This is a genomic window from Haloferax volcanii DS2 (assembly GCF_000025685.1).
In the GTDB taxonomy this organism is placed as follows: Archaea; Halobacteriota; Halobacteria; order Halobacteriales; family Haloferacaceae; genus Haloferax; species Haloferax volcanii.
On record NC_013964.1, the window covers coordinates 414,909 to 437,906 of the forward strand.

General features: G+C 66.6%; 23 protein-coding genes. 16 read left to right on the top strand and 7 right to left on the bottom strand.

Features of this window, described 5'->3' with window-relative positions; genetic code table 11:
* Positions 1 to 73: 73 nt before the first annotated feature.
* Both HVO_RS01735 and HVO_RS01740 read right to left on the bottom strand, forming a co-directional pair.
* The gene (locus HVO_RS01735) at positions 74 to 1,240 is read right to left on the bottom strand and encodes an aspartate-alanine antiporter-like transporter (RefSeq protein ID WP_004041176.1); all 1,167 of its coding nucleotides are present in this window, start codon (positions 1,238 to 1,240) and stop codon (positions 74 to 76) included.
* Positions 1,241 to 1,488: 248 nt separating this feature from the next.
* A complete protein-coding gene (locus HVO_RS01740) occupies positions 1,489 to 2,751 on the bottom strand; it encodes a glycosyltransferase family 2 protein (RefSeq protein ID WP_004041175.1) in 1,263 nt (420 codons plus the stop codon).
* A gap of 158 nt (positions 2,752 to 2,909) precedes the next feature.
* On the opposite strand from HVO_RS01740, the gene HVO_RS01745 reads away from it, so the two are divergent.
* The 10 genes from HVO_RS01745 (at position 2,910) to HVO_RS01790 (ending at position 12,266) form a co-directional block, all read left to right on the top strand.
* Positions 2,910 to 3,551 (top strand): helix-turn-helix domain-containing protein, encoded by a 642-nt coding sequence (locus tag HVO_RS01745; RefSeq protein ID WP_004041174.1) that lies wholly within the window; start codon positions 2,910 to 2,912, stop codon positions 3,549 to 3,551.
* Positions 3,552 to 3,683: 132 nt separating this feature from the next.
* Entirely contained in the window at positions 3,684 to 3,923 is a 240-nt protein-coding gene (locus HVO_RS01750; protein WP_004041173.1) for a 4Fe-4S ferredoxin N-terminal domain-containing protein, read from the top strand.
* On the top strand, positions 3,916 to 6,447 hold the full coding sequence (locus tag HVO_RS01755; RefSeq protein WP_004041171.1) for a molybdopterin-dependent oxidoreductase: 2,532 nt from the start codon (positions 3,916 to 3,918) through the stop codon (positions 6,445 to 6,447). Before HVO_RS01750 ends, HVO_RS01755 begins: the two co-directional genes overlap by 8 nt.
* 2 nt (positions 6,448 to 6,449) lie before the next feature.
* Positions 6,450 to 7,271 carry a sulfate reduction electron transfer complex DsrMKJOP subunit DsrO gene (gene dsrO, locus HVO_RS01760; RefSeq protein WP_004041170.1) on the top strand — a complete coding sequence of 274 codons (822 nt, stop codon included), beginning with the start codon at positions 6,450 to 6,452 and terminating at the stop codon, positions 7,269 to 7,271.
* Positions 7,271 to 8,584, top strand: coding sequence for an NrfD/PsrC family molybdoenzyme membrane anchor subunit (gene nrfD, locus HVO_RS01765; protein ID WP_004041169.1), 1,314 nt, complete (start codon positions 7,271 to 7,273; stop codon positions 8,582 to 8,584). The genes dsrO and nrfD overlap by 1 nt, the downstream gene beginning before the upstream one ends.
* Positions 8,581 to 9,174: a TorD/DmsD family molecular chaperone gene (locus HVO_RS01770; protein ID WP_004041168.1), complete on the top strand. Its 594-nt coding sequence runs from the start codon at positions 8,581 to 8,583 to the stop codon at positions 9,172 to 9,174. Before nrfD ends, HVO_RS01770 begins: the two co-directional genes overlap by 4 nt.
* Before the next feature lie 151 nt (positions 9,175 to 9,325).
* The gene (locus HVO_RS01775; protein WP_004041167.1) at positions 9,326 to 9,799 is read left to right on the top strand and encodes a molybdopterin-dependent oxidoreductase; all 474 of its coding nucleotides are present in this window, start codon (positions 9,326 to 9,328) and stop codon (positions 9,797 to 9,799) included.
* A gap of 4 nt (positions 9,800 to 9,803) precedes the next feature.
* Positions 9,804 to 10,562, top strand: a complete 759-nt coding sequence (gene mobA, locus HVO_RS01780; RefSeq protein ID WP_004041166.1) for a molybdenum cofactor guanylyltransferase — start codon at positions 9,804 to 9,806, stop codon at positions 10,560 to 10,562.
* Positions 10,559 to 11,476 (top strand): extracellular solute-binding protein, encoded by a 918-nt coding sequence (locus HVO_RS01785; protein ID WP_004041165.1) that lies wholly within the window; start codon positions 10,559 to 10,561, stop codon positions 11,474 to 11,476. The genes mobA and HVO_RS01785 overlap by 4 nt, the downstream gene beginning before the upstream one ends.
* Positions 11,457 to 12,266, top strand: coding sequence for a molybdate ABC transporter permease subunit (locus tag HVO_RS01790; protein ID WP_004041164.1), 810 nt, complete (start codon positions 11,457 to 11,459; stop codon positions 12,264 to 12,266). Before HVO_RS01785 ends, HVO_RS01790 begins: the two co-directional genes overlap by 20 nt.
* A gap of 214 nt (positions 12,267 to 12,480) precedes the next feature.
* On the opposite strand, the gene HVO_RS01795 is transcribed toward HVO_RS01790, so the two are convergent.
* Positions 12,481 to 13,971 carry an aldehyde dehydrogenase family protein gene (locus tag HVO_RS01795; protein WP_004041163.1) on the bottom strand — a complete coding sequence of 497 codons (1,491 nt, stop codon included), beginning with the start codon at positions 13,969 to 13,971 and terminating at the stop codon, positions 12,481 to 12,483.
* A gap of 212 nt (positions 13,972 to 14,183) precedes the next feature.
* Between HVO_RS01795 and HVO_RS01800 the strand changes: the two genes are divergently transcribed.
* The 4 genes from HVO_RS01800 to HVO_RS01810 all read left to right on the top strand — a co-directional run bounded on the left by HVO_RS01800 (position 14,184) and on the right by HVO_RS01810 (position 16,841).
* Positions 14,184 to 14,378, top strand: coding sequence for a hypothetical protein (locus HVO_RS01800; protein WP_004041162.1), 195 nt, complete (start codon positions 14,184 to 14,186; stop codon positions 14,376 to 14,378).
* 181 nt (positions 14,379 to 14,559) lie between these two features.
* On the top strand, positions 14,560 to 14,775 hold the full coding sequence (locus HVO_RS20445; protein ID WP_144064013.1) for a hypothetical protein: 216 nt from the start codon (positions 14,560 to 14,562) through the stop codon (positions 14,773 to 14,775).
* A 236-nt stretch (positions 14,776 to 15,011) separates the two neighbouring features.
* On the top strand, positions 15,012 to 15,749 hold the full coding sequence (locus HVO_RS01805; RefSeq protein WP_004041160.1) for a sporulation protein: 738 nt from the start codon (positions 15,012 to 15,014) through the stop codon (positions 15,747 to 15,749).
* An 81-nt stretch (positions 15,750 to 15,830) separates the two neighbouring features.
* Positions 15,831 to 16,841: an aldo/keto reductase gene (locus HVO_RS01810; RefSeq protein ID WP_004041159.1), complete on the top strand. Its 1,011-nt coding sequence runs from the start codon at positions 15,831 to 15,833 to the stop codon at positions 16,839 to 16,841.
* Positions 16,842 to 16,859: 18 nt separating this feature from the next.
* Here the strand turns inward: HVO_RS01810 and HVO_RS01815 are convergent, their stop codons facing one another.
* A complete protein-coding gene (locus HVO_RS01815; RefSeq protein ID WP_004041158.1) occupies positions 16,860 to 17,879 on the bottom strand; it encodes a lipid II:glycine glycyltransferase FemX in 1,020 nt (339 codons plus the stop codon).
* 260 nt (positions 17,880 to 18,139) lie between these two features.
* On the opposite strand from HVO_RS01815, the gene HVO_RS01820 reads away from it, so the two are divergent.
* Positions 18,140 to 18,532: a pyridoxamine 5'-phosphate oxidase family protein gene (locus tag HVO_RS01820; RefSeq protein ID WP_004041157.1), complete on the top strand. Its 393-nt coding sequence runs from the start codon at positions 18,140 to 18,142 to the stop codon at positions 18,530 to 18,532.
* Positions 18,533 to 18,595: 63 nt separating this feature from the next.
* Here HVO_RS01820 and HVO_RS01825 read toward each other — a convergent pair whose 3' ends face one another.
* The 3 genes from HVO_RS01825 to tenA are packed head-to-tail and all read right to left on the bottom strand — an operon-like array spanning position 18,596 to position 21,566.
* Complete coding sequence (locus HVO_RS01825) at positions 18,596 to 20,125, bottom strand: sodium:solute symporter family transporter (RefSeq protein ID WP_004041156.1); 1,530 nt, start codon at positions 20,123 to 20,125, stop codon at positions 18,596 to 18,598.
* Entirely contained in the window at positions 20,119 to 20,904 is a 786-nt protein-coding gene (locus tag HVO_RS01830) for a TenA family protein (protein ID WP_004041155.1), read from the bottom strand. Before HVO_RS01830 ends, HVO_RS01825 begins: the two co-directional genes overlap by 7 nt.
* Positions 20,901 to 21,566 (bottom strand): thiaminase II, encoded by a 666-nt coding sequence (gene tenA / locus HVO_RS01835; protein WP_004041154.1) that lies wholly within the window; start codon positions 21,564 to 21,566, stop codon positions 20,901 to 20,903. The genes HVO_RS01830 and tenA overlap by 4 nt, the downstream gene beginning before the upstream one ends.
* A gap of 272 nt (positions 21,567 to 21,838) precedes the next feature.
* Here tenA and HVO_RS01840 point away from each other — a divergent pair, with 272 nt between their 5' ends.
* The gene (locus HVO_RS01840) at positions 21,839 to 22,405 is read left to right on the top strand and encodes a TATA-box-binding protein (RefSeq protein ID WP_004041153.1); all 567 of its coding nucleotides are present in this window, start codon (positions 21,839 to 21,841) and stop codon (positions 22,403 to 22,405) included.
* Positions 22,406 to 22,998: the final 593 nt, after the last annotated feature.

Consider the following 22,998-nt stretch of genomic DNA (forward strand, 5'->3'; position numbering starts at 1 on the left):
GGGCCGCGGTGGGCCCGCGGTGGGCCCGCGACCGCGCCGACCGCCTCGTGTCGCGGCGAACGCACACGAGCGGCTACGCGGCCAGCGGGATGATGATAACGAGGAGCTTCGCGTAGACGACCATGAACAGGAGCGCGAAGGGGTAGGTGTTACCGTAGCCCGCCGCGACCTCGTCGGCTCCGGTGGCGTCGACGGCGGCCGCGAGACCCTTCGTGTCGGTGTGGCCGCCCGTGATACCGCCGGCGGCGCTAATCCAGTCCATGCCCCAGACGTAGCGAGTGAGCGCGAGCCCGGCGAGGATGGCGATAAAGCTCGTCAGCGCCGAGGCCGCCACGATTTGGAGGCCGTACTCGGAGATGGTTGCGAGGAAGCCGCCGCCGGCACCGATGCCGACGACCGCGAGGAACATCGCGAGCGTGAACGCCCGAATCTCCGAGAGGATGCCGGTGTCCATGCGCGTCGGCACGGGACCCACCCGGCCGAAGTAACCGAAGACGAGCGCGGCGACGAGGACGCCGCCGGTGGTCCCGAGCGAGGGCGTGCCGAACGGTCCCATCGGAATCGGAATCGACCCGATGACCGCGCCGGCGACGATGACGAGCGCGTAGCCCATCACGCTGAACGTCACCTCGGTGACCGACGAGCCCGATTCGTCGTCGTCGGTGCCGCCGATAGCCTCGTCGAAGCCGCGCTTCTCCTCGTCGAGGTCGAGGCGGGCGATGACGGGGTACAACTGCTGGAACACGACGATGACGAGCACGCCGACGACGTAGCCGACCGAGTGGCCGATTTGGTAGTCCTGCCGGGCGGCCGCGGGGAGGGCCTCGATAGCCGACCCCAGCCCCGGACTGCTCGTCAGCGCGCCCGAGAACGACCCCATGATGAGGGGCGTCGACGCGTTGGGGAAGACGAACTGCGTCCAGACGTAGGTGAGCGCCAGCGCGACGGTCGGCATCAGCACCGCGACGGCGACGAAGTTGAGCCCGTACGCCTTGACGGTCCCCTCGATTTCGTGCGCCGCGATGAGACCGACGGCGGCGACGAACAGCGCCAGCGTGAGCCCGCTGTACGCGTCGGGGACGGTGAAGCCGAAGTGGCCGAGCACCAGCCCCGCAAACAGCGGGCCGGCGACGCCGAACTTGACGCCGCGGAAGCTGATTTTGCCGAGCCCCATCCCGACGAGCACCGCGAGGAACAGGACGAACAGGCCGTTGCCGACGAGCGACTCGACTATCGCCACGGGCGGTCACCCCCGAGACCGAGATGCACGCGAGAGGTCGAACCGCACCCGACCGAGCACCGTGACGGGCACTGACATAGTTGAATGTTCGGTGACATACACATGGAGATTCACAGATACGGTGGATAAGGCTTGATTCGATTCTCACGGGCTGACGACGAACCAAAAATCGCAGGACGGCAGCGCACACACTGTATTCTGCGGGATATTATCAGCCGCCACGTCGAGACGGCTCGATCGGCCCACAATCAACCATCATCTATGTGAAATGATTCGCGGAGTTCGGTCGTGAGTCGGTGCACGTCCAACTGTTCCGGCAGGTCGTCCCGGCCGTCGTGGTCCGTGAGCGAACCGGGTTCGAACGCGGGGTTCCGCTTTTCGACCGTCTCCAGGGGAACCTTGGTCGTGACGGTGAAGTGTTCGACCGGCGAGACGAACCCCCAGAGCGCGCCCGCGGTGTTGAGAACGACGAGAATCGGCGTCCACGGGACCGCGAGGAGCGTGAGTTTCGACTCGGACCGGTAGCTCGCGACGCCGACGCCCGTCACGACGAACAGCGTGGCGAACTCGACGAGCGAGCCGATTCGGTAGAGCATCAGGTCGGGGAGCGCGCCGGGGACGAGAAACGTGAGGAGCGTTATCAGCGGGATGAGCGGCGAAAAGCCCCACGCGACGAGGCGGAACTGGAGGAACACCTGATAATGTAGCGGCAGGAGGTCAGAATCCTGTCGCGTCCCCGAGAACCACCGACGGCGCTGTTTGAGCATCGTCATCACCGACGGTGGTGCCTGATTGCGGAACTTGCAGTCCAGCACGTTGAACTCGAGGTTCGTCGCGCTGGCGGCGCGCCACGCGAAGTCCGTGTCCTCGGTGATGGTCTTCGAGTCCCACGTGATGTCGTTTTCGAGGCGCGTCCGAATCGCGATGCCGCCGCCCCACGCGTACAGCGGGAATCTGAACCGGCCGAACGCCCGCTGCTCGCGCTGGTAGCCGATGCGGAACACCTCCGAGAGATACGTCACCCACGACCCGGTGTACAGCGGGAGTTCCGTAATCTGGACGATGTCGCCCTCCGGCAACCCCTCGAAGTTCGCCATCAGCGTGTCCTCGTCGAGGTAGAGGACGAACTCCTTGTCGCAGGGAATCTCGCGGCGCGCCCATTCGAGCGCCCGGCCCTTGTGGGTCGCCGTGCAGGTGAACTCCTCGGGGACGACGTGGACCGACGCACCGTCCACCGAAATCGGCTTCTCGGCGACGACCCGAACGTCCGCGAGGCCGTCGGGCACCGCGTCGACCGTCGATTGGACGATGCCCGCCGCGTCGATGGTGATGATACGGACTTGGATGTCGTCGTAGCCGTAGGCGACGTCGTCGGCGGCGATAGTCTGTCGCCACGCGAGGACGAGCACCTCGACGAACCACGTGAAGACCGACGCCGAGTAGAGCGCGAAGACGGTCCAGACGAGCATCAAGAGGACGAATATCGCCAGCTCGGACTGGACTTCGAACATGTAGATTAGACAGACATTCTTGGAGTAATGAATGTACGGACTACGGAATCGACCGACTCGGTGCGGGCCGGGAGCCGTCGCCCGCGACGAGACAGAGCAGTGCTGGAATCTGAGAACCAGCACAACCCACTTCCCCCGTGTTGACCGACTGACTACCAATGGCTGATTCCACGAGCGGCGTCGCGGAGGCGAAAGCCGACACACTGCGGGAACAACACCTCCAGCTCCTGCTGGAAATCGAGCCTGCAAAGCGCTGTTCGTGCCCGTTAGCCGGCCCCGACTCGGCGGTCGAAGACGTCCACACGCAGCTCGACGGCGACGTCTGCCACGCCGAGGTGACCGTCGGCGACGGGGACGCCTCGAAAGTGGTCCACGCGACGACGAGCGTCGGCGACGACTGTCTCTGCCGGGCGTTCGCCGAGTTCGAATGCGTACCGCGAATCCGCCGCGCCGACGGCGAGTGTATCGTCGTCGAGACGTATCTCTCGGACCGCGCGGTCATCACCGACCTCGTGGAGCGGCTCGACGAACTGACCGAGCGGGTCTGTCTCAGGCGACTCACCTCCGACGGGCGCGGCGATTCGACCGAGTCGAAGACGGCGACTATCGACCTCTCGTCGCTCACGGCGAAACAGCGCGAGGCGGCGCTCATCGCCGTCCACCACGGCTACTACGAGACGCCGCGACGGACGGAGTTGGCGACGCTCGCGGAGGCGCTCGGCATCTCGAAGTCGGCGCTCTCCCAGCGGTTGAACGCCGTGGAAGCCAAGCTCGCGACGGCGGTGTTCGACTCCGAGTAATCCCTCGACTACCCCGCAAAAACGGCAGACAGCTGACGTTCGAGACGGCTCGGTGCGACGTCGAGTATATAAACCGCTTCATTATCCAGCGGGTGGCCTACCGAGGCCGCCACCCTCGGTACGTGTGTAACCATGAACGACCCACAACAGCCGCGACTGACTCCGCTCGACGAGTGGGAGACGGAAGCGGCGAACATCCTCGACGGGGGCGATTACGACGCCGAGTTGGGACTGCGGATGGCCCGCGACGCGATTCGGGTCTCGAACGGCGAACTCTCAGACGAGGCGTTCCACGAGAAGTACCACGAGGCGGTCGTCGCGGAGTTCGGTGAGGACGCCCGCCCGACCGAACCGGAGGGGTTCGATGAGTGACGACGGACGCGGCTCGACGGGAGGTGGTGGCGACGGCGACGGCGACGGCGTGTTCAGACGCGACGTGCTGAAAGCCAGCGGGGCCGCGGCCGTCGCGCTCGGACTCGGGGGCGGCGGCTACGCCTCCTCGCTGGCCGAGACCGCCACCGAACCGGCGTCGAGGCAGAACCCCGGCATCGAGAGCTACGTCGGACAGGACGAGATTATCAGGACGGCGTGCGCGCCGAACTGTCGCGGGAAGTGTCCGCTCGAAGCGCACGTCCGCGACGGACGCGTCAGGAAAATCGAGCCGCAGATTCCCGAAGACGAGCGGTACAAACGCGCCTGTACCCTCGGGCTGTCGCACACCCAGCGCATCTACAACGCCACGCGGCTCAAGTACCCGATGAAGCGCGTCGGCTGGGAGCCGGGGAGTCCGAACCCCGAGGGCCGCGGCGACGCCGCCGAGTTCGAGCGCGTCACGTGGGACGAGGCGCTCGACTACATCGCCGCGGAGATGGAGCGCGTCCGCGACGACTACGGCCCCGAGAGCGTCTACTTCGAGACGGGGTCGGGGAACAACGGCATCAGCGGCACCATCCAGAGCCGGCTGTCGTCGCTGTTCGGCGGGACTCAGAAGTCGTGGTCCATCGACATCAACGTCGGACTCGGCTTCAGTCGACTCGCCGGGGCCGGCTTCTTCAACGTCCCGACCAACGAGGTCGTCGACTGGCGGAACGCGAACACGGTCATCGTCTGGGGGTCGGACATCTTCGCCAGCAACCTCCAACAGGACGCCTCGAAGCTCCTCGACGCGGTCGAAAACGGCGCGAAGCTCGTCTGCGTCGACCCGGTGTACACGAACACCGCCGCGAAGGCCGACCTCTGGCTCCCCATCAAGCCGGGGAAGGACACGCTCCTGACCCTGTCGATGATTAAGACAGTCCTCGCCGACGAGACCTACGACACCGAGTTCCTTCGGAAGCGGACACTCGGGCCGGCGCTCGTCCGCGACGACACGGGCGAACTGCTCGACGCGAGCGACGTGTTCGACGACGTGACCGAGGACCTGCCCGTCGCGGTCGACGAATCGACGGGCGAGCCGGTCGCGCTCGAACCCGAGACGTACGGTGAGTACGCGCTGTTCGGTGAGTACACCGTCGCTGGCGTCGACTGCCACACGGCGCTTTCGCTCCTCGAAGAACACGTCTCCGACTACGACCCCGACGCCGTCGCCGCCGAGGTCGGCATCAACGCCGACAACATCCGCACCGCGGTGCGCTGGCTCGCAACGCGCGGCCCCGGCGGCATCGCCTCCGGCTACGGCGTCGACCGCTACAAGTACGGTCACACCTTCGGGCAGGCGTACGCCATCCTCCTCGGGCTGACCGGCGACTTCGGTCGCCACGGGAGCATTCAGGGGAGCCACCCGCTCGGCGGGTCGTACGACAACGGCGGCTACGACGCCCCCGAGGACGGGCCCGGAACCACGTCGCTCCCGCAGACGGACATCCTCACCGCGATAGAGTCCGGCGACCCCTACCAGCTAAAGGTGATGTACTCACAGGAGTCGAACTTCATCGCCAACCAGATGCCGGACAGACAGCGGTGGCTGGAGGCGTCGAAGAAACTCGACCTCATCGCCGTCGCCGACATGCACCACACGCCGTCGGTCCAGCACGCGGACATCATCCTCCCCGCGTCCCACTGGTTCGAACGCGAGGACGTCGTCGACACGTGGGGCGGCCACCCGCACATCATGTACCGCCAGCCCGCCCACGACCCGCTGTGGGAGTCGAAGTCCGACCACTGGATGCTGGTCAGGCTGGCCGAGCGCCTCGGCTTCGGTGACTACTTCAACCGCGATAAGTCGGCGACGCTCCGAGAACTGCTCGCCAACGACGACGAGGTGGACTACGAGACGCTGAAAGAACAGGGAACGGTGAAGGTGAGCACGCCGGTCGTCAAGTTCACTGGGGAGTTCAACACCCCGTCGGGCCGGCTGGAACTGTACGACGAGGACGCGCCGACCGAAGGCGGCGTCACGCTGGAACTGCCGAAGCACATCGAGAGCCGGACGGCCGACGACTGGGACACGGCGGAGGACTACCCGCTGATGTTCATCCAGAAGCACTCGAAGTGGCGCATCCACTCGCAGTACGAGTACCAAAACTGGCTGCGGGAGATAAACAACGAGCCGCAGTTGGACATCAACCCGAAGGACGCCGCGGCCCGCGGCATCGAAGACGGCGACTACGTCCGCGTCCACAACGAGCGCGGCGAGATGGTCGTGAAGGCGAAGCTGAACGACGGGATGCAGCCCGGGCTGGTGAACACCGACCAAGGCTGGTGGGGAAGCGACTACGTCCGCGGCCACCACAACGACCTGACCCACACGGACGTGTGTGAGGTGACGGGGAACTTCGCGTTCTACGACACCAGAGTCGAGGTCGAACCGGCACCGAGCGACGTCGACACGAGCAAGTACACGAGCGACCAGCCGACCGGTTCGGGCGCGACCAGCGCCGGGGCGGGAGGTGACTGACCATGACTAACTACGGCTTAGTAATCGACCAAGAGCGGTGTATCGGCTGTCACGCCTGCGCCGTGACGTGTAAACAGGAGAACAACGTCGGCCTCGGCCAGTACTGGAACCGCGTGCTCACCGAGGGCGGCGACAAGATGGACACGCCGGCCGGGACGTACCCGGAAAACGGCGAGGACGGCACGCTGGAGATGTCCTACCAGCCGACGGCCTGCCAGCACTGCGACAACGCGCCGTGCGTGAAGGTGTGTCCGGTCAACGCGACCTACACCCGCGAGGACGGCATCGTCGAAATCGACTACGACAAGTGTATCGGCTGTCGCTACTGCATGGCCGCCTGCCCGTACAACGCCCGCGTGTTCAACTGGGACGAACCGCAGACGGTCCCCGAAGACGGCACCGGCGACGTGCCGGCCCGGCCGCAGGGCGTCGTCGAGAAGTGTACGTTCTGTTCACACCGCGTCGAGGAGGGGCTCGACCCCGCCTGCGTCGTGAACTGCCCGGCGGACGCCCGCATCTTCGGTGACCTCGACAACGAGGAAAGCACCGTCTCGAAGTACATCAGAAAGTACCAGACGACGCGACTGCTCGAAGACCGCGGCACCGACCCGAAGACGTACTACATCCGCGGCGAGATGAGTCCGGGTCGCCCGCAGACCTCCGACAAGATGGAGAGCGAACTCGACGACGTGTCGGTCTGGTCGGAGCCGAAGGACAACGGTCCGGTCGAGGAAAGCGGCGGAAGCGGCGGCGGCGGGTCGCACGGCTCGCTGTCGAACGACGCGCTTCCGCACGTCCCCGCGTTCGAGGGAGGTGACGACTGATGTCGAGAGAGACCGCCACCTCGCGGTTCGTCGTCCCCGAGTTCGGAAGCGCCGGGAAGCTCTGGGTGGGCTTTCTCGCCGCCGTCGTCTTAGTGGGCGTCGTCGCGTGGGCCTACCAGCTCACCACCGGCCTCGTCGTCACGGGGATGCGCAACGTGTTCTCGTGGGGGCTGTACATCATGATGTTCGTCCTGTTCGTCGGGCTGTCGGCCGGCGGGCTCATCATCTCCAGCGCGCCGAAGTTCTTCCACTCGCACCGCTACGAGGGGTTCGCGCGCCTCGGGGTGCTGGTGAGCCTCGCGTGCATCACCGTCGCCGGGCTGCTCATCCTGCCCGACATCGGCCGCCCCGAGCGCCTCTACCAGTTTTTCACCTCGCCGGACTTCCGGTCACCGATGGTGTGGGACTTCGGCATCGTCATCCTCTACGGCGCGCTGAACCTCTGGTATCTCTGGCTCCTGACCCGCCGCGACCTCGCGGCCCGCGGGTCGCGGCTGGCGCTCGGCGTCGAGGACACGGAAGCCGGCCGCGAGCGCGACCGGACGCTCATGTTCTGGACCGCCGCCGTCGCGCTGCCGACCGCGGTCGCGCTCCACTCGGTCACCGGGTGGATTTTCGCGACGCAAATCGGCCGCGGCGACTGGTTCAGCCCGCTCGTCGCGCCGGTGTTCATCGCCAAGGCGCTCGTCTCCGGGCTCGGTCTGCTGTTGGTCGTCTCCGTCCTCGTCTCGCGGTTCACCCGCTTCAGCGTCGACCGCGAGGAGCTGACGAGCCTCGGGAAGGTGCTCGGCATCTTCCTCGCGTTCCACGTCGTCTACCTGCTCGCGGCCGAGCGCCTCCCGCACGCGTGGGCCGACCACTTCGGGTTCTGGGCCATCACCGAAAGCTTCCTCATCGGTGAGTCGGCGTACTTCTGGCTCTGGACGGTCGTCGGCGGGGCGGTCCCGCTTGTCATGCTCGCGCTCCCGTCGTTCCGCAAGCGCGTGTCGGTCATCTTCACCGCCAGCGCCCTCGCGGTGTTCGGGACGACGTTCGAGGGGGTTCGACTGGTCTTCACCGGCTACGACGCGGCCAACATCGACGCCGCGCCCGGCATCTCCGTCGGCGGCGAGTACGCCGGCGTGACGACCGACATCTGGGCGACCGCGGGGTCGTACACTCCCACGCTCGTCGAGGTCGCGGTCACCGCTGGCGTCATCGCCATCGGCGCGCTCATCGTCACCCTCGGACTGCGGTACGTCCCGATTCAGGCGGAAACCGAATCGACCGCCGTCGCGACCGACGGCGGCGAGACGCGGGGGGAAGACCGATGAGCGAACCCGTCGCCCAAAGCCCGAGCGAGGGGAACGAGAAGTACGAGGAGCACGCGGCGGCCGGCGACGCCTTCGAGTCGGCTCGGACGGCGACGTACGCGGTCCTCGCGGCCTGCTGGCGCGAACCGACCGAGCGGCTGGTCGAAGTCGCCAACGACGGTGAACTGTCGGCGCTTTTCGGCCCGCTGGAGTCGCTCGAACTCCACGCGCTGCGAAGCGAGTACGCCCGGCTGTTCATCGGCCCGGCCGGCCCGCCGTGTCCGCCCTACGAGAGCGTCTACCGCGACAGGGCGGACGACGACGAGTTCGGAGAGGTACTGGGACCGGCGACGACGGCCGTCGAGCGCTGGTATCAGGCGTTCGGCGTCGAGCACCGACCCGAGCAGCGCGACCTGCCGGACCACGTCGCGACGGAACTGGAGTTCTGCGCGTACCTCGCCGAACACGGCCGCGACGACCGCCTCGACCAGTTCCGCGACGAACACCTCACGCAGTGGGTCGACGACCTCTGTGACCGGGTCGAAACCGAGACGCGGTCGCCGTTCTACGCGGCGCTCGCCCGGACGACGCGGGAGGTGGTCAGCGACTGACACACAGCCGAGTTGGAACCGCCGAACCGAACGCACTCACCAGGTCGCTCCCGCGCCGAGTCGACTCGCTTTTTCGACCTCTTTAAAAGCCTTAATTATCAGCGGTTACATACACCGTTAGAGTCAACCGATGTTGGTGTAGTGAGTACGCATGCACGCACACCACGACCGGTCGCGGCCGGCGACCCCCCTCTCCGAGTCGATTCTCGTCTGCGGCGACAGTCGAGTGTCGCTGACCGGCCCAGAGCTACGCGGGTTAGCCAGCGAGGACCGAACAGTGACGGTCGCGTGCGCGTCGGGGACGCGACACACCGCGACGTGGACCGGGGTTCCGGTCCTCGACCTCTTTGCCGACGCCGGCCTCGACGACGAGACGACGCACCTCCTGGTCGAGAGCGCCGACGGCTATCGGGTCTGCATCGACGTGTACGCCACCCTCGACGCGGTCGTCGCCTACGCCCGCGACGGGACACCGATAGGCGAAGAACACGACTACGAGACGCGCTTTATCGCGCCCGACGTCGACGGGTCGCGGACGGTGAAAGGCGTCCGCGCCGTCGAGGCGCTCGCGCTCGACCCCGCCACCGACCCCGAATCGCTCGAAGACATCTTCAAGAAACCCTGACCAGATGACGCGAGAGAGACAGAACCGACCGGACCGGACGGACGCGCCGACAGCGGCGGCCGCGCCGAGTCTACGGCCCGCGCCGGACGCGACGGCCGTCGTCCTCGCCGGCGGCGAGAGCACCCGCTTCGGGCCCGGACACAAGGCTCTCGCGACGCTCGACGGGGAGCCGCTGATTCGGCGCGTCGTCGGGACGCTCCGAGCCGTGGCGGGCCGCCCCCCGATAGTCGCGGTTCGGACCGCAGACCAGCGCGAGCGCCTCGCGCAGGCGCTCCCGAGGGACTGGGACGTGCGGTTCGTCCGCGACGACCCGGGTCTGTCGGGGCCGCTCGCGGGCGTCACCGCGGCCGCCGACACAGTCACCACTTCGTGGCTGTTCGTCGCCGGCTGTGATATGCCGCTTCTCGAACCGCACGCGGTGGCGGCGCTGTTCGAGTGCGCCGCCCGGAGCGACGGCGACCGCGACCGCGACCGCGACCGGCACGTCTCAGCGGACGGCGACCGCCCCAGTCCGCCGGCCATCGTCCCCGTCTCCGAGCGCGGCCACGAACCGCTTCACGCCCTGTACCGTCGTGCCGCGGTCCGAGACAACGTCTCCGAACTCGCTCCCGACGACGGCCTCGGGGCGCTTTTGAACCGACTCGACGGCGTCGAGTACGTCGGATTCGACGCGCTTCCCGAGAGCGTCGACCGGTCGGTGACGAACGTGAACACGCGCACGGAGTTGGCGCGGGTCGCCGCCGGAGACGAGGTGCGGCGATGAACCCCGACTCGGCCGCGGGTCGGTCGAGCAGACGGGCGTTCCTCGCGGCCGTCGGCGGGGTCGCGGCCGGCGGCCTCACCGCGACAGCGGGCTGTCTCGGCCGGGGTGAGGAAGCACCGACCGTATCGATTCTCGCCGCCGGAAGCCTCCAGCGGGCGCTCACCACCGAGTTCGACGCGCCGGACGGAACTCGCATCGAGGTCGAGGCCCACGGCTCAGCGCGCGTGGCCCGGATGGTCGACGACGACCAACGCGACCCCGACATCGTCGCCCTCGCGGACCCGGCGCTGTTCGACGCGCCGCTTTCGGTCCCGTGGTACGCGACGTTCGCCAACAACGCGCTCGTCGTCGCGTACAACCCCCAGACGGAGGGCGGAACGCGGGTCACCGAGGCCGCCTCGTGGCCCGACGCCCTCCTCGACGACGCGGTCAGCCTCGGTCGGACCGACCCCGACCTCGACCCGCTGGGCTACCGGACGCGGTTCGCGCTCGCGCTCGCGGCCGACCACTACGACCGGCCGGCGCTCACAGCGGACCTGCTCCGCCGCGACCAGATATACCCCGAGACGCAACTGCTCGCGCAGTTCGACGCCGGCGGCGTCGACGCGGCGTTCGTCTACCGGAGCATGGCCGTCGAGCGCGACTACCCGTACCTCGAACTCCCGGCGGCAATCAACCTGAGCGACCCCGACCACGCGTCGGCGTACGCGACAGTCAGCTACACGCTCCCGGACGGCGTCACCGTCCGCGGCGGCCCGATTCGGTACGCCGCGACGCGCCGCACCGACACGGCGGCGGCGAAGTCGGTGTTCGAGGCGCTCGTCGGGACCGCCGGCGACTTCCTCGAACCCTCCGGGTTCACCGTGCGCGCGAGCCACCCACACTACTTCGGAGATGTCCCACCGACAGCCTAACCGCCGCGAGCGCGGCGTCACGCGACTCCTGCCCGAGACGTGGCGAGGCCTGACGCTGCTTCTCGCGGGGGTGCTTCTCCTCTACTACCTGCTTCCAATCGGCGCGCTCGTCTTCGCGCAGTCGCCGGCGTCGCTGGCTACCGACGTGACGAACGAGGTCGTCCTGACCGCCGCCACCAACTCCGTCGTCGCGGCGACGCTCAGCACGCTGGTCGCCGTCGCCTTCGGCGTTCCCTTGGCCTACTGGCTCTCGCGCACGTCGTTCCGCGGCCGCGACGTGATTCTGGCGCTGGTGATGCTCCCGCTCGTCCTCCCGCCGGTCGTCAGCGGGATGTTACTGCTCAGACTCGTCGGCCCCGCCGGCCTCGGCCAACTGACGAGCGTCCCGCTGACGCGCTCGCTTTTCGGCGTCGTTCTCGCGCAGACCTACGTCGCCTCGCCGTTTCTGGTCGTGACCGCGAAGACGGCCTTCGACGGCGTGGACAGGCAACTCGAAGCGGCGGCCCGCTCGCTCGGAGAGGACCGCGTCGGGAGCGTTCGACGCGTGACGCTCCCGCTGGCGAAGCAGGGCATCCTCGCCGGCGTGACCCTGACGTTCGCGCGGGCAATCGGAGAGTTCGGCGCGACGCTCATGCTGGCGTACTACCCGCGGACGCTCCCGGTGCAAATCTGGGTGTCGTACCTCTCGACCGGCCTCGACGCCGCGTTCCCGGTCGCGCTCGTCCTCGTCGGCATCGCCGTCGGGGCGATTCTGCTGGTCCACGCGCTGGGGACGAACCCGTGGGAGTGAACGGATAGAAACCCACCATCGCGCCGCACCCGAGGGTTGAGTGCGGCGGCCCCCGAAGCGACCGTATACCCGTCGCGAGCGTGGGCGACGAGACGGTCGTCTCCGGCGAGGCCGTCGTGTTGTCGCTGGCGCACGACGGGGGCGTGAGAGGAAGGAACGAAGAGAGGAGTCGGGCTACCGACCGCAGGACTCACTCAGGCCGGCGTCGTCCCGCTTACAGCGGGTAGTCGCGGGGTTCGTGCTGGAGGGAAATCCACTTGTCCTCGGTGATTTCGTCGAGGAAGGCGTCGCTGTTGTAGGTGCCGACGCCGGACGCCCCGGTGCCGCTGAACGGGACGTGCGCCTCGTCGTTGATGGGTTGGTCGTTGACGTGGACGTTGCCGGTCTCCATCCGGAGGGCGATTTCCTTGCCGGTGGCGAGGTCGCCGGCGTGGACCGATCCGGAGAGGCCGTACTCGGTCGCGTTGGCGAGTTCGACCGCCTCGTCGACGTCCGAGAAGGGGATGACGGGCGCGATGGGGCCGAAGTGCTCGTTGCGGGCCGCGGCCATGTCGTTGGTCACGCCCGAGAGGACGGTCGGCTGGACGACAAGCGAGTCGTCGACGCCGTCGAGGTCGGCCGTCGAGCCGCCGGTTTCCAGCGTCGCGCCGGCGGCGACCGTCTCCTCGACGTAGCCCAGCATTTCGTCGCGCTGGGACTCGTCGATGATGGGGCCGACGACCGTGTCGTCCTCGTGGGCGGAGCCGACGGGCAGCTCCGCGGCCCGCTCGGTCAGCTTCTCGACGTACTCGTCGTAGACCGACTCGTGGACGATGTGGCGGTTGATGGAGATACAGACCTGTCCCTGATGGACGAAGCTCCCGAAGACCGCGGCGTCGGCCGCGCGGTCGACGTCCGCACCCTCGGTCACGACGTGGGCGTTGTTGCCGCCGAGTTCCATCGCGGGCACGGCGAGGTTCTCGCCGGCGATGCCCGAGACGCGCTTGCCGACCTCGGTGGAGCCGGTGAACGCCACCACGTCGCTCTCGGGGTGGCCGGCGACGCGGTCACCGATTTCCGAGCCGCGGCCGGTGACGACGTTGACGACGCCCTCGGGGAGGTCGGTCTCCTCGAACAGCTTGGCGAACAGCAGCCCGCCCGTGATGGGGGAGTTGGTCGAGGGCTTCAGTACGACCGCGTTCCCCGCGGCGACGGCGGGCGCGACCGCCCGCATCGACAGGTTCAGCGGGAAGTTCCAGGGCGAGATGACCGTCACCACGCCCTTCGGGTTCTTCTGCACGATGTTCTCCTTGCCGGGGATGTTGGAGGCGACGTGCTCGCCACGCATCCGACGGGGCAGCGTCGCGGCCTCGCTCGCGTGGTCGGAGGCGATTTGGATGGAGGTCTCGCCCATGATGCGCGAGCCGCCGACCTCGTGTGCGAGGAGGTCGATAATCTCGTCTTCGTACTCGTTCAGCGCCTGGAGGAACTGCTCGACGACCTCCTGCCGCCGCGCGGGCGGCGCTTCGGCCCACGATTCCTGGGCTTCGGCGGCCGCCTCGTAGGCGGCGTCGACGTCGGCCTCCGTCCCGCGAGGGACGTGCGCGACCGTCTCGCGGGTCGACGGATCCTCGACTGCGATGCTCTCGCCGCTCTCACTTTCGGTCCACTCGCCGTCGATGTACAGCGCGTTCCAATCGGCGTCGGTGGCGATGTCGTCGACCATGTGCAGTCGTGAGTTGGGGGCGGCGGGATAAATGGGGCCGTAATGGGGAGAACTGCTCGCGTTACAACAACCTCAAGAGCCTCTGTCCCCGCGGCGCGCGAGGCGCGGTGACAGTATGGACGTGTCGAATGAAAGCGTCGTACACAACGACGACGACAGAGAGACGACAGACCGCCGATGAATATATGTTTTTTTAACAGAAACGGGTTCCCATGAGGCGAACCAGGGCGCTGACGATGTATCTCATCGTTCCGTGTCTGCTCTACGCTGCCGCGTTCGTAATCGTGGTAACTCAGTTTTCGGCTGTCGTCGAAACCAGCACGCTGCGGCAGTCACACACGGTATTCGCAGCGATTATCGCGGTCGTTCTGCTCGTGAAAAGAGACGAACTGTCCGCCGAGAGGTGAGCGCGTTCCGCTCGGGGTGCGTGCTGTACTGCGTCACGAATTAGAATCGTCCGCCGAGTGCGAGGCGTCATCCGTACGCCTCAAGTTTGCCCATTCGACGGCGAGTCGCCGTTCCGCGAAACATCCGAACCGACACCCACCTTCTTTACGGAGCGTTCCGTGGTCGCGAACAGAGGACTCGATGACACCGAAACAGGGTGGACGTACACCGCTTTCTCCTCGCGCGACGCGAGCGTTCGAGCACCTTCGGCCCCTCGTCGCTGACCGCGACGCCGGGATGCCCGTGGCGGACGCGCGCCAACGAGTTCGCTCGGCGGGTGAAGACCCCGCGGCCGTCGACGAACTCCTGAACAAGGGCTATCTCTACGAAGTCGAAGGCGACGTGTTCGTGACGTGAGCGCTGTCGCGCCGGCCTGACCGGACGCGAAGGCGGACCGCCGAACCGGACGCGACGAAGTGCGAGGCCGCGCCGACCGCGACCCGCTCGCGGGAGTCGGGTGCGACTATCCTGTGACACGCGAAGATTTTCGGCTATATAGCTCCCGTGCGACTCGTGAGACGCACATATCCGTCACGAGAATCGAGAGGAGCCACGAGATACTTACACCGCGAGCGAGACGTGCGGGGTGCATCATGAAGAAGGTCCTCGCACGAATCGGAATCGGCAACGCGACCGTCGATACCGTCCTCCCCTCCGATACCGTCCGCCCCGGCGAGACGGTCGACGCAGAGGTTCGCATCGAAGGCGGGTCGGCGGAACAGGAAATCGGGAAGGTTCGGTTCGAGCTGGAGACCCGCTACCGAACCGACGACGGCTACCGAGAGGTCGATATCGCGCAGTACACCCTCGCGGAGAGCCTCACTGTCCAACCGGACGAACAAGAGACACGGGACGTGTCACTCGACATTCCCCACGGGACGCCCGTCACACTCGGGAACGTCGACGTGTGGGTCGAGACCGAACTCGACATCGAACTGGCCGTCGACCCCGAAGACAAAGACTACCTGAACGTCCAGCCGACGCCGCGGCTGCAAGCCGTCTTCGACGCGCTCGACGACCTCGGCTTCTCGCTGCACACCGCCGAGTGCGAGGCCGACCCCCACGGCGTGTTCACCTCGTCGCGGCGCTTCGTCCAAGAGTTCGAGTTCCGACCCACGTCGGGTCCGTTCGCCGGCGATGTAGACGAACTCGAAGTCGTGCCGCGACCGGACGAAGACGCGCTCGAACTGTTCCTCGAAGTCGACCGCCGCGGCGGCGTGCTGAGCGAGCTCAGCGACTTAGACGAGCGGACCGTCCAGACGACGGTTCGGACCACCGACGTGAGCGACGTGCGCGACGAGCTGGAGTCGCTGATTCGCGCCAACGCCTGACGGCGGCGCACGGGACGAATTACCCCAACTCACTTCCGGCGACCCAACGTTTTTGCGTCGATTCGGCGTATCTCTGCCGGCATGACGACACTCGAAGACATCGACCTGGACTTCGTCCCGTTCGGCCAGACGGGTCTCCAGACGAGCGAACTCCAGTTCGGGACGTGGCGGTTCGGCAAGGAGACCGAACAGGGCAACGTCGAAATCGACGAGGAGCGCGCGCACGAACTGCTCGACGCTTACGAGGCGGCCGGCGGGCGCTTCATCGACACCGCAGACATCTACGGCGGCGGCGCGAGCGAGCGCTGGATCGGCGACTGGCTCGAAGACCGAGACCGAGAGCGCTTCACCATCGCGTCCAAAATCTACTGGCAGATTCGCGACGGCGACCCGAACAGCCGCGGGACGAACCGGAAGAACGTCCGCCACCGCATCGACGCCCTACTCGACCGCCTCGACACCGACTACGTTGACGTGCTCTACATCCACCGCTGGGACGACGAGACGCCCACGCGCGAGATGATGAAGACGCTCAACGGCCTCGTCGAAGACGGGAAGGTCCACTACCTCGGCGCGTCGACGCTCCGACCGAACGCCTGGAAAGTGGCGAGGGCGAACGAAATCGCCCGCGCCGAGGGCTGGGAGCCGTTCACGGTCGCACAGCCGCGGTACAACCTCGTCGACCGCGAAATCGAAGGGGATTACTTGGAGATGACCCGCTCGTACGGCATCGCGGTCTGCCCGTGGAGCCCGCTCGGACAGGGCTTTCTCACCGGAAAGTACACCCGCGAGGACGGTCTCACCGGCGAGTCCCGCGCCGCGGAGTCCAGCCGGTTCGAGGAGTCGTATCTGACCGAGGAGAACTTCGACGTGCACGACGAACTCGATGCGGTCGCCGGAGAAGTCGACGCGACGCCCGCGCAGACGGCGCTCGCGTGGCTCATGCACCGCGACGGCGTCACCGCACCCATCGTCGGCGCGCGCACGGTCGAACAGCTGACCGAGAACCTCGAAGCCGCGACCATCGACCTCACGGACGAGCAGGTCGACCGCCTGACCGGGGCGAAGCCCGACCCCTACGTGGGGCTCTAACGGCCTATTTGGGCAGTATTACACGCCCTCGCGAATCGTCTTGTAGAGGTGCGCGAGCGTCTTCATCCCCGGCGCGTTCCGTTCGAGGGAGTAGAAGGGGTGAAGTTCGGGGTTGAACTTCGCCTTGTATCGGTTGATGCGGCGGTTGTTCGCGCCGACGAGGTCGTAAGTCGTCCGCCCGCGGTCCATCGCGTCGCGCATGATGCGCCAGTCCAGCAGGTCGTTGATGGCGAGGTCTGAGTCCACGTCGGCCCGGACGCCGCCCTGCCACCGCGACACCGTCTCCTTGTAGTCGACGGCGAGGATTCCGCCGGCGAACTCGCCGTCGATTCGGAGGACGTAGGGGCGAATCTGTCCCTCGGGAAGGGTGGCGTAGAGGTCCCTGACGAACTCCGGCGACGACCGATAGGAGATGCCCTGCGCTTCGTAGCGCGAGGCGACCTGTTCGACGATGCGCTCGATTGCTTCGGGGCCGCCCTCCTCGATGGTGTACGCGTCGTCGAGCGCGTTCCGAATGTTCGACCGGGCGTCGCTACTGAAGCTCATGAACACGTCGTCGACGCCGGGCGAGAGGTCGACGTGGTAGGTGTACTGCGGCGTTATCGCGTAGTCGTTCCACGAGAACGCCCTGAGGTCGTCGTACCGGCCGTCGAGTCGGATGTGGGCGTAGCGCGGCCGAATCTCGTCGCGGACCCATGCGAGACAGTCGTCGATGAACTCGTGGTGTCGTCCCTCGCGCTTTCGCTGTTTCATGTGGTCCATGTTCAGGAGGACCGGACCGAGGTACGCGACGCGAAGCTCCGGCGGCGGCGAAAACACCGTCGCTATCGGCCCCTTGTTGATCCGGAACACCGGAAACAGTCCGACGACCTCCTCGCCTTTTCGTCCGACGAGCGGAACCAACTCCGCGCCCGCGTGCGCCGCCTGAATCTCCAGCGCGTCGTACTGATGGAACGCGTTGCCATGCGGTGACTGTTCGACGAACGTGTCCCAGCCGTGGACGTCGTCTCCAGTCGCCCGCCGAACCTCGATACTCATGAGTAAGGTGCCTGAACTGTCGCGTCAGCCCTCTTTGTTATGCGCCCGTTATGCGGGTGATTTGACCCGCTTCGGACGGCTCACAACCGCATCACGGCAGTCGTTAACGGCAAATTTCTGATAAGAATCCGACGACGGTGCAGACGTTCGCGGGTCGGAAGTCGACGAGTCGGGAGGAAGCCGTCAAAGCGGGGACTACCCTCGCGTTTGTAACGCCGGGTCGAAGCCACCGTTTTACGCGGTGAGACCGAACTTCGACCATGGCCGGTCTCTCCGAACGCGCCGCGTCGCTCGTGACGAGCGAACCGCTCATGGCGCACCTCGCGACCAGCGTCGACGACCGCCCCCACGTCGCGCCCGTCTGGTTCGACTACGCGGCCGACCGCGGGGTAATCGAAGTGCTCACCACGGGCCGAAAGCTCGCTAACATCCGCGAGAACCCGCGCGTCGCGCTCTCCATCCAGAAGGACGAGAAGGGACAGGCGCAATGGAAGGTGACGGTTCTCGGGACGGCCACCGTCGTCACCGACGACGACGCCCTGCGAGCCGCCACGCGGCGAATCAATCGGAAGTACGGGGCCGATGAGTCGGCGTGGCCCGAAAACGAGTTGGTCCGCATCTCGGTGGGGACCGCGACGGTCAGCGAGTACTGAAGTCGTCCAGTCGGCCGACGGTGCGTCAGTTTGGCGACGGCGCGTCAGTTTGGCGACGGCGTCTCAGTCGGACGACGGCGCGTCAGTTTGGCCGTCGTCGAACCGCCGAATCTCCCGCGAGAGCCGCCCGAGGTCGAACCCGGCGTCCGCGAGTCGGGCGGCGACGAGCGACGCCGCCGTCGACACCACGAACGCCCCGCCGAAGGAGGTGAGATACAGCGGGTCGGCCGCGGGGAGCAGGCCGCCGACGACCGGAATCGACGTGATGACGCCGCGGAGGTCGGGGAAGAACGCGAGGCCGACGGCGAGCCCGGTGAGACTGCTCGCGAGCGCGCCGAGGCCGGTGATTCGCGTCGAGTACAGCCCGTAGACAAGGGGGAAGGCGACGGCCGCGCCGAGCAGGTCGGCGAAGAAGAACAGCCGGAGGACGCTCTGGGCCCGGAGGCTGACGTAAATCGCAGCGGCCGCGACGACGACTGTGAGCGCTCTCGACCCGAGCGCGAGGTGGCGGTCGCTCGGTTCCGCGAGCAGGCGGGCGAGGTCGGCGGTCACGAGGCTCGAAAGCGCGTTGAACAGCGTGTCGATGGAGCTCATCACGAGCAGGAGCGCGAGGAGGACCGCCGCGAGGACGAGCCACTCGGGGAACGCCTCGCCGAGGAGGACGAAGAAGGCGGCGTCGGCGTTGTAGCCCGCGCTCGCGGGGTCGGTGACGACGGCGGCGTTACCGACCGCGACGACGCCGAAGAAGGCGGTGACGAACACGATGGCGCCGTTGGCGAGCGCCGCGGTACGGAAGCTCCGTCCGACCGTCTCCGACGAATCGGCCGCGTAGATGCGCTGCCACCACGTCTGGTTGATGAGTTCCGCGCCGAGGATGGCGAACGCGAGCGCGAGGCCGAACTGGAGGCCGGCGACCGCCCCGAGGTCGAGGAGCGCGGGGTTCGTCGCCGTGATGCCGTCGATGGCGGCGGCGGGGCCGCCGAGCGCGACGAGCGCGCCGGCGAACGCGAGCAGCAAGAGCGGGATGACGACGACCGCTTGGACCGCGTCGGTCGCGATGCTGGCCCGGAGGCCGCCGTAACTCGTGTAGAGCAGGACGAAGCCGCCGACGAGGAGCGCGGTCTGCCACTGCGGGACGCCGGCGACGAGCGAGAGCGCGCCCGCGATGCCGGTCAGTTCGGCGGCGAGGAAGATGAACATGTAGAGCGCGCTCACGAGGAGGACGAAGGCGTACATCGCGGTCCCGTAGCGGGCGTGGGCGTACTCGGTCAGCGAGTGGCCTTCGGGGATGAGTTCCCGGATTCGCGGGCCGAGGCGGGCGTAGACGAGCATCGGGACGGCCTCGCCGACCGCGTAGCCGACGACGGCCGCGATACCGAAGCTCGCGCCCGCTTCGGGGGCCGAAAACAGCACCCAGACGCCCATGACGGACGCGACGAGCGTCGCCGTCGTCCGCCGGCTTCCCGCGGAGTCGCGGGCGCTGATGAGGTCCTCGACGGAGCCGACGCGACCCCGGGAGAACCACACGCCGACGCCGGTAAACGCGACGAGCGTCGCGACGGTTAGCCCGAGCGCGACGGTCGAACTCACCATCGGTCGTCACCCGGTCGGGACGAACCTCGGCCCAGTTCGTACGCCTCGTCGAAGAACGCGACCTCCAGTTCGACCGTGCGACGGAACAGCTGTTCGAGCCGCCGTTGTCGGCGCGGCGAGGCGGCCGCACCCTCGCGGTCGAGTTCGGTTCGGAGCCACTCGACGAACGACGCGAAGTCGTCGACTGCGTGGAGGTCGACCCACTCGGAGAGGTAAAATCGAGACGGGGAGTCGTCAGCGTCGGCCGCGGCGGTCGCCCACGACAGATAGACCCACTCGGCGGGGACGAGCACCGCCAGCGTCTCGGCGTACCCGCCCTGCCCCGCGGCGCGTTCGAGGAGGTCGATGAAGGCGCGCGTCGTCGGCGTGGTTTTCGGCTCCGAGTAGACCGATTCGGGCACGTCGAGCGCGTCGAACGCCCGCAGGAAGTAGTCGTCCTCGTCGTCGGTCAGGACGCCGAGAAACGAGACGAGTTCCGACTTCGACGCCATCGTCGGCGCGGTGCCGACGGCGTGACCGAAGACGCCGACGAGCGTCTCCACGAAGGCGTAGTCCTGCACGAGATACTGCCTGAACACGTCGTCCGCGAGTTCGTCGGCGGCGAGTTCCCGCGTCAGTCGGTGCGCGGTCGCGTCGTCCCACGACTCGCCCGCGCGGTCGCGGAGCCAGTCGGTAAAGCGCGGGTCCGACCGCGACGCGGCGAACTCGTCGTACGTCTCGGGGGCCGGCTGGCTCTCACCGGGCGAGCCGACCGAGTCCGACGGGTCGCCGTCGGTCATAGCGGCCACTCCTCTTGCCGCCACGCGGCGTCCCAAAACAGGTACTCGTACTGCGCCGACGTGCGGAACAGGTCGCGGTAGCGCTCGCGGTCCGACTCGGTCGCGCTCGCGGCCACGTCGTCCATGAGCGCCTTACACCAGTCGGTGAGTTCGGTGAACTCGTCGCCGGCGTACATCTCGACCCACGCGGCGTACTGGTCGTGGTCCGGGACACCCGCGTCCGCGAGGCGGCGTCCCGTCTCGTTGAACCCCCACATGCAGGGGAGCAAGGCGGCGACGATATCGCCGAACGAGCCGAGCGTCGCGGTGCGAACGAGGAAATCCGTGTAGGCCCGGGTCGTCGGTGACGGCGTCGTGGCTTCGAGTTCGTCGGTGTCGATGCCGAACTCGGCGGCGTAGCTCCGGTGGAGGTCCATCTCCTCGTTGACGGTCGATTCGAGGAGGCTCGCGAACGTCCCCATCGAGTCGAGCGTCGGGGCCTTCGCGGCACCGAGCGCGAAGAGACGACTGTACTCGACGAGGTAGACGTAGTCCTGCCGCACCCAGTAGCGGAACGGCTCCTCGTCGAGGCTCCCCTCCCCGAGTCGGACGACCATCGGATGGTCGAGGATGGCCGACCAGAACTCGTCGGCCTCGTCGTGAATCGTGTCTGTGAACGCCATAGCGAGTAATCGAAGAAGACGCTGAAAAGAATTATGATGGGGTAGTATTCATTAGTTATTCGCGCGGGAGAGCGGCGTCTCGGACCAGCGTATCGGATGTGTTCAACGGGTTCGCCACCGTTCGACGGTTTCTAAGTCCGGACTGTGTTCCAAATCCGGACTGTTGTCCGGTCGACGGCCGATTAGCCGCCCGGTTGTCCAGTTGTCCGGTGGTTAACGGGGAGAAACGACCCCGGTAGTTTAAGGCGAATGAGTGTCAACTATTTCACAAGATGTCGCAGGTGAACGCCATCGGGTCCATCGAGATTCAGAACGTCGTCGCTTCGACGGAAGTTCCGGTCGAGCTCGACCTCGAACGACTCTCGCTCGACATGAACGGGACCGATTACGACCCCGAGAACTTCCCCGGACTCGTGTATCGGACTCGGAATCCCAAGTCGGCGTGTCTCGTCTTCCGGTCGGGCAAAGTCGTCTGCACCGGCGCGGACAGCGTCGACGACGTGAGTACGGCCATCGAAACGCTGTTCGACGAGTTCACCGAACTCGGAATCCCGATTCCCGACGACCCGGATATCACCGTCCAAAACATCGTTTCGAGCGCCGACCTCGGGGCGGCGCTCAACCTGAACGCGTTGGCTATCGGCCTCGGTCTCGAAGCCGTCGAGTACGAACCCGAGCAGTTCCCCGGACTCGTCTACCGCCTCGACGAACCGAGCGTCGTCGTCCTCATGTTCGGGAGCGGGAAAATCGTGATTACGGGGGTGAAGCGGGTTGGCGACGCCGAAACAGCCCTCGAAACCGTCGACGATGACGTTCGCGAACTCGGACTACTCGGGTGAGCACTCGTCGGGTACTCGGTCGGCGGTGAGCGACGGGGTGTTGTCCGACGTGTTGGCGTGGTTGGGAGGTTGTGAACTGGAAGTCGGCAGACCGGTCACGGATTCGTTGTTCGTTGTTTGTTGTTGGATTTTGTGCTGCTTTGTTATTTTGTTGTTGTTATTATTTTGTTGCTGTTGTTTTATTGTTTTTTGTTGTGTTGAGTAGTAGAACTAGTAGTCTAGCTACTAGTGATAGTGTGATGTCGAGATACCATGACTACTCTTCGAGGACCGGGTGTCACTCACGAGTAGACCATCTGTCCTCGGGAACACACACACACCCCCCTCGCGTTTGTAACGGCTACGCCAGTCCCTAGGGAGATTCGACACACCCCCCTCGCGTTTGTAAATATAGGGGCAAAATCAACCGATAATTCCTCACCCGTTGACCCACCCCCCACGCCGATTCGCGTTACATTCGCGAGGGTGGTGTGTCTGCACTGCCCCTTTCACCACTCGACGTTACAAACGCGACGGTACTCCCCCGTTCGATTACAAACGCGAGGGTGGTCTCTCGGAGGCCGAGTTACAAACGCGAGTGTACCCCCCACCGA

Bases quoted from the DNA above. Each gene is read 5' to 3' on its own strand.
- HVO_RS01830 (WP_004041155.1), bottom strand. From the start codon at position 20,904: ATGACCGACGGCGACCCGTCGGACTCGGTCGGCTCGCCCGGTGAGAGC.
- HVO_RS01775 (WP_004041167.1), top strand. From the start codon at position 9,326: ATGCACGCACACCACGACCGGTCGCGGCCGGCGACCCCCCTCTCCGAG.
- HVO_RS01790 (WP_004041164.1), top strand. From the start codon at position 11,457: ATGTCCCACCGACAGCCTAACCGCCGCGAGCGCGGCGTCACGCGACTC.
- HVO_RS01815 (WP_004041158.1), bottom strand. From the start codon at position 17,879: ATGAGTATCGAGGTTCGGCGGGCGACTGGAGACGACGTCCACGGCTGG.
- HVO_RS20445 (WP_144064013.1), top strand. From the start codon at position 14,560: ATGACACCGAAACAGGGTGGACGTACACCGCTTTCTCCTCGCGCGACG.
- HVO_RS01785 (WP_004041165.1), top strand. From the start codon at position 10,559: ATGAACCCCGACTCGGCCGCGGGTCGGTCGAGCAGACGGGCGTTCCTC.
- tenA (WP_004041154.1), bottom strand. From the start codon at position 21,566: ATGGCGTTCACAGACACGATTCACGACGAGGCCGACGAGTTCTGGTCG.
- HVO_RS01805 (WP_004041160.1), top strand. From the start codon at position 15,012: ATGAAGAAGGTCCTCGCACGAATCGGAATCGGCAACGCGACCGTCGAT.
- HVO_RS01750 (WP_004041173.1), top strand. From the start codon at position 3,684: ATGAACGACCCACAACAGCCGCGACTGACTCCGCTCGACGAGTGGGAG.
- nrfD (WP_004041169.1), top strand. From the start codon at position 7,271: ATGTCGAGAGAGACCGCCACCTCGCGGTTCGTCGTCCCCGAGTTCGGA.
- HVO_RS01795 (WP_004041163.1), bottom strand. From the start codon at position 13,971: ATGGTCGACGACATCGCCACCGACGCCGATTGGAACGCGCTGTACATC.
- HVO_RS01825 (WP_004041156.1), bottom strand. From the start codon at position 20,125: ATGGTGAGTTCGACCGTCGCGCTCGGGCTAACCGTCGCGACGCTCGTC.
- HVO_RS01800 (WP_004041162.1), top strand. From the start codon at position 14,184: ATGAGGCGAACCAGGGCGCTGACGATGTATCTCATCGTTCCGTGTCTG.
- HVO_RS01755 (WP_004041171.1), top strand. From the start codon at position 3,916: ATGAGTGACGACGGACGCGGCTCGACGGGAGGTGGTGGCGACGGCGAC.
- dsrO (WP_004041170.1), top strand. From the start codon at position 6,450: ATGACTAACTACGGCTTAGTAATCGACCAAGAGCGGTGTATCGGCTGT.
- mobA (WP_004041166.1), top strand. From the start codon at position 9,804: ATGACGCGAGAGAGACAGAACCGACCGGACCGGACGGACGCGCCGACA.
- HVO_RS01840 (WP_004041153.1), top strand. From the start codon at position 21,839: ATGTCGCAGGTGAACGCCATCGGGTCCATCGAGATTCAGAACGTCGTC.
- HVO_RS01745 (WP_004041174.1), top strand. From the start codon at position 2,910: ATGGCTGATTCCACGAGCGGCGTCGCGGAGGCGAAAGCCGACACACTG.
- HVO_RS01770 (WP_004041168.1), top strand. From the start codon at position 8,581: ATGAGCGAACCCGTCGCCCAAAGCCCGAGCGAGGGGAACGAGAAGTAC.
- HVO_RS01740 (WP_004041175.1), bottom strand. From the start codon at position 2,751: ATGTTCGAAGTCCAGTCCGAGCTGGCGATATTCGTCCTCTTGATGCTC.
- HVO_RS01810 (WP_004041159.1), top strand. From the start codon at position 15,831: ATGACGACACTCGAAGACATCGACCTGGACTTCGTCCCGTTCGGCCAG.
- HVO_RS01820 (WP_004041157.1), top strand. From the start codon at position 18,140: ATGGCCGGTCTCTCCGAACGCGCCGCGTCGCTCGTGACGAGCGAACCG.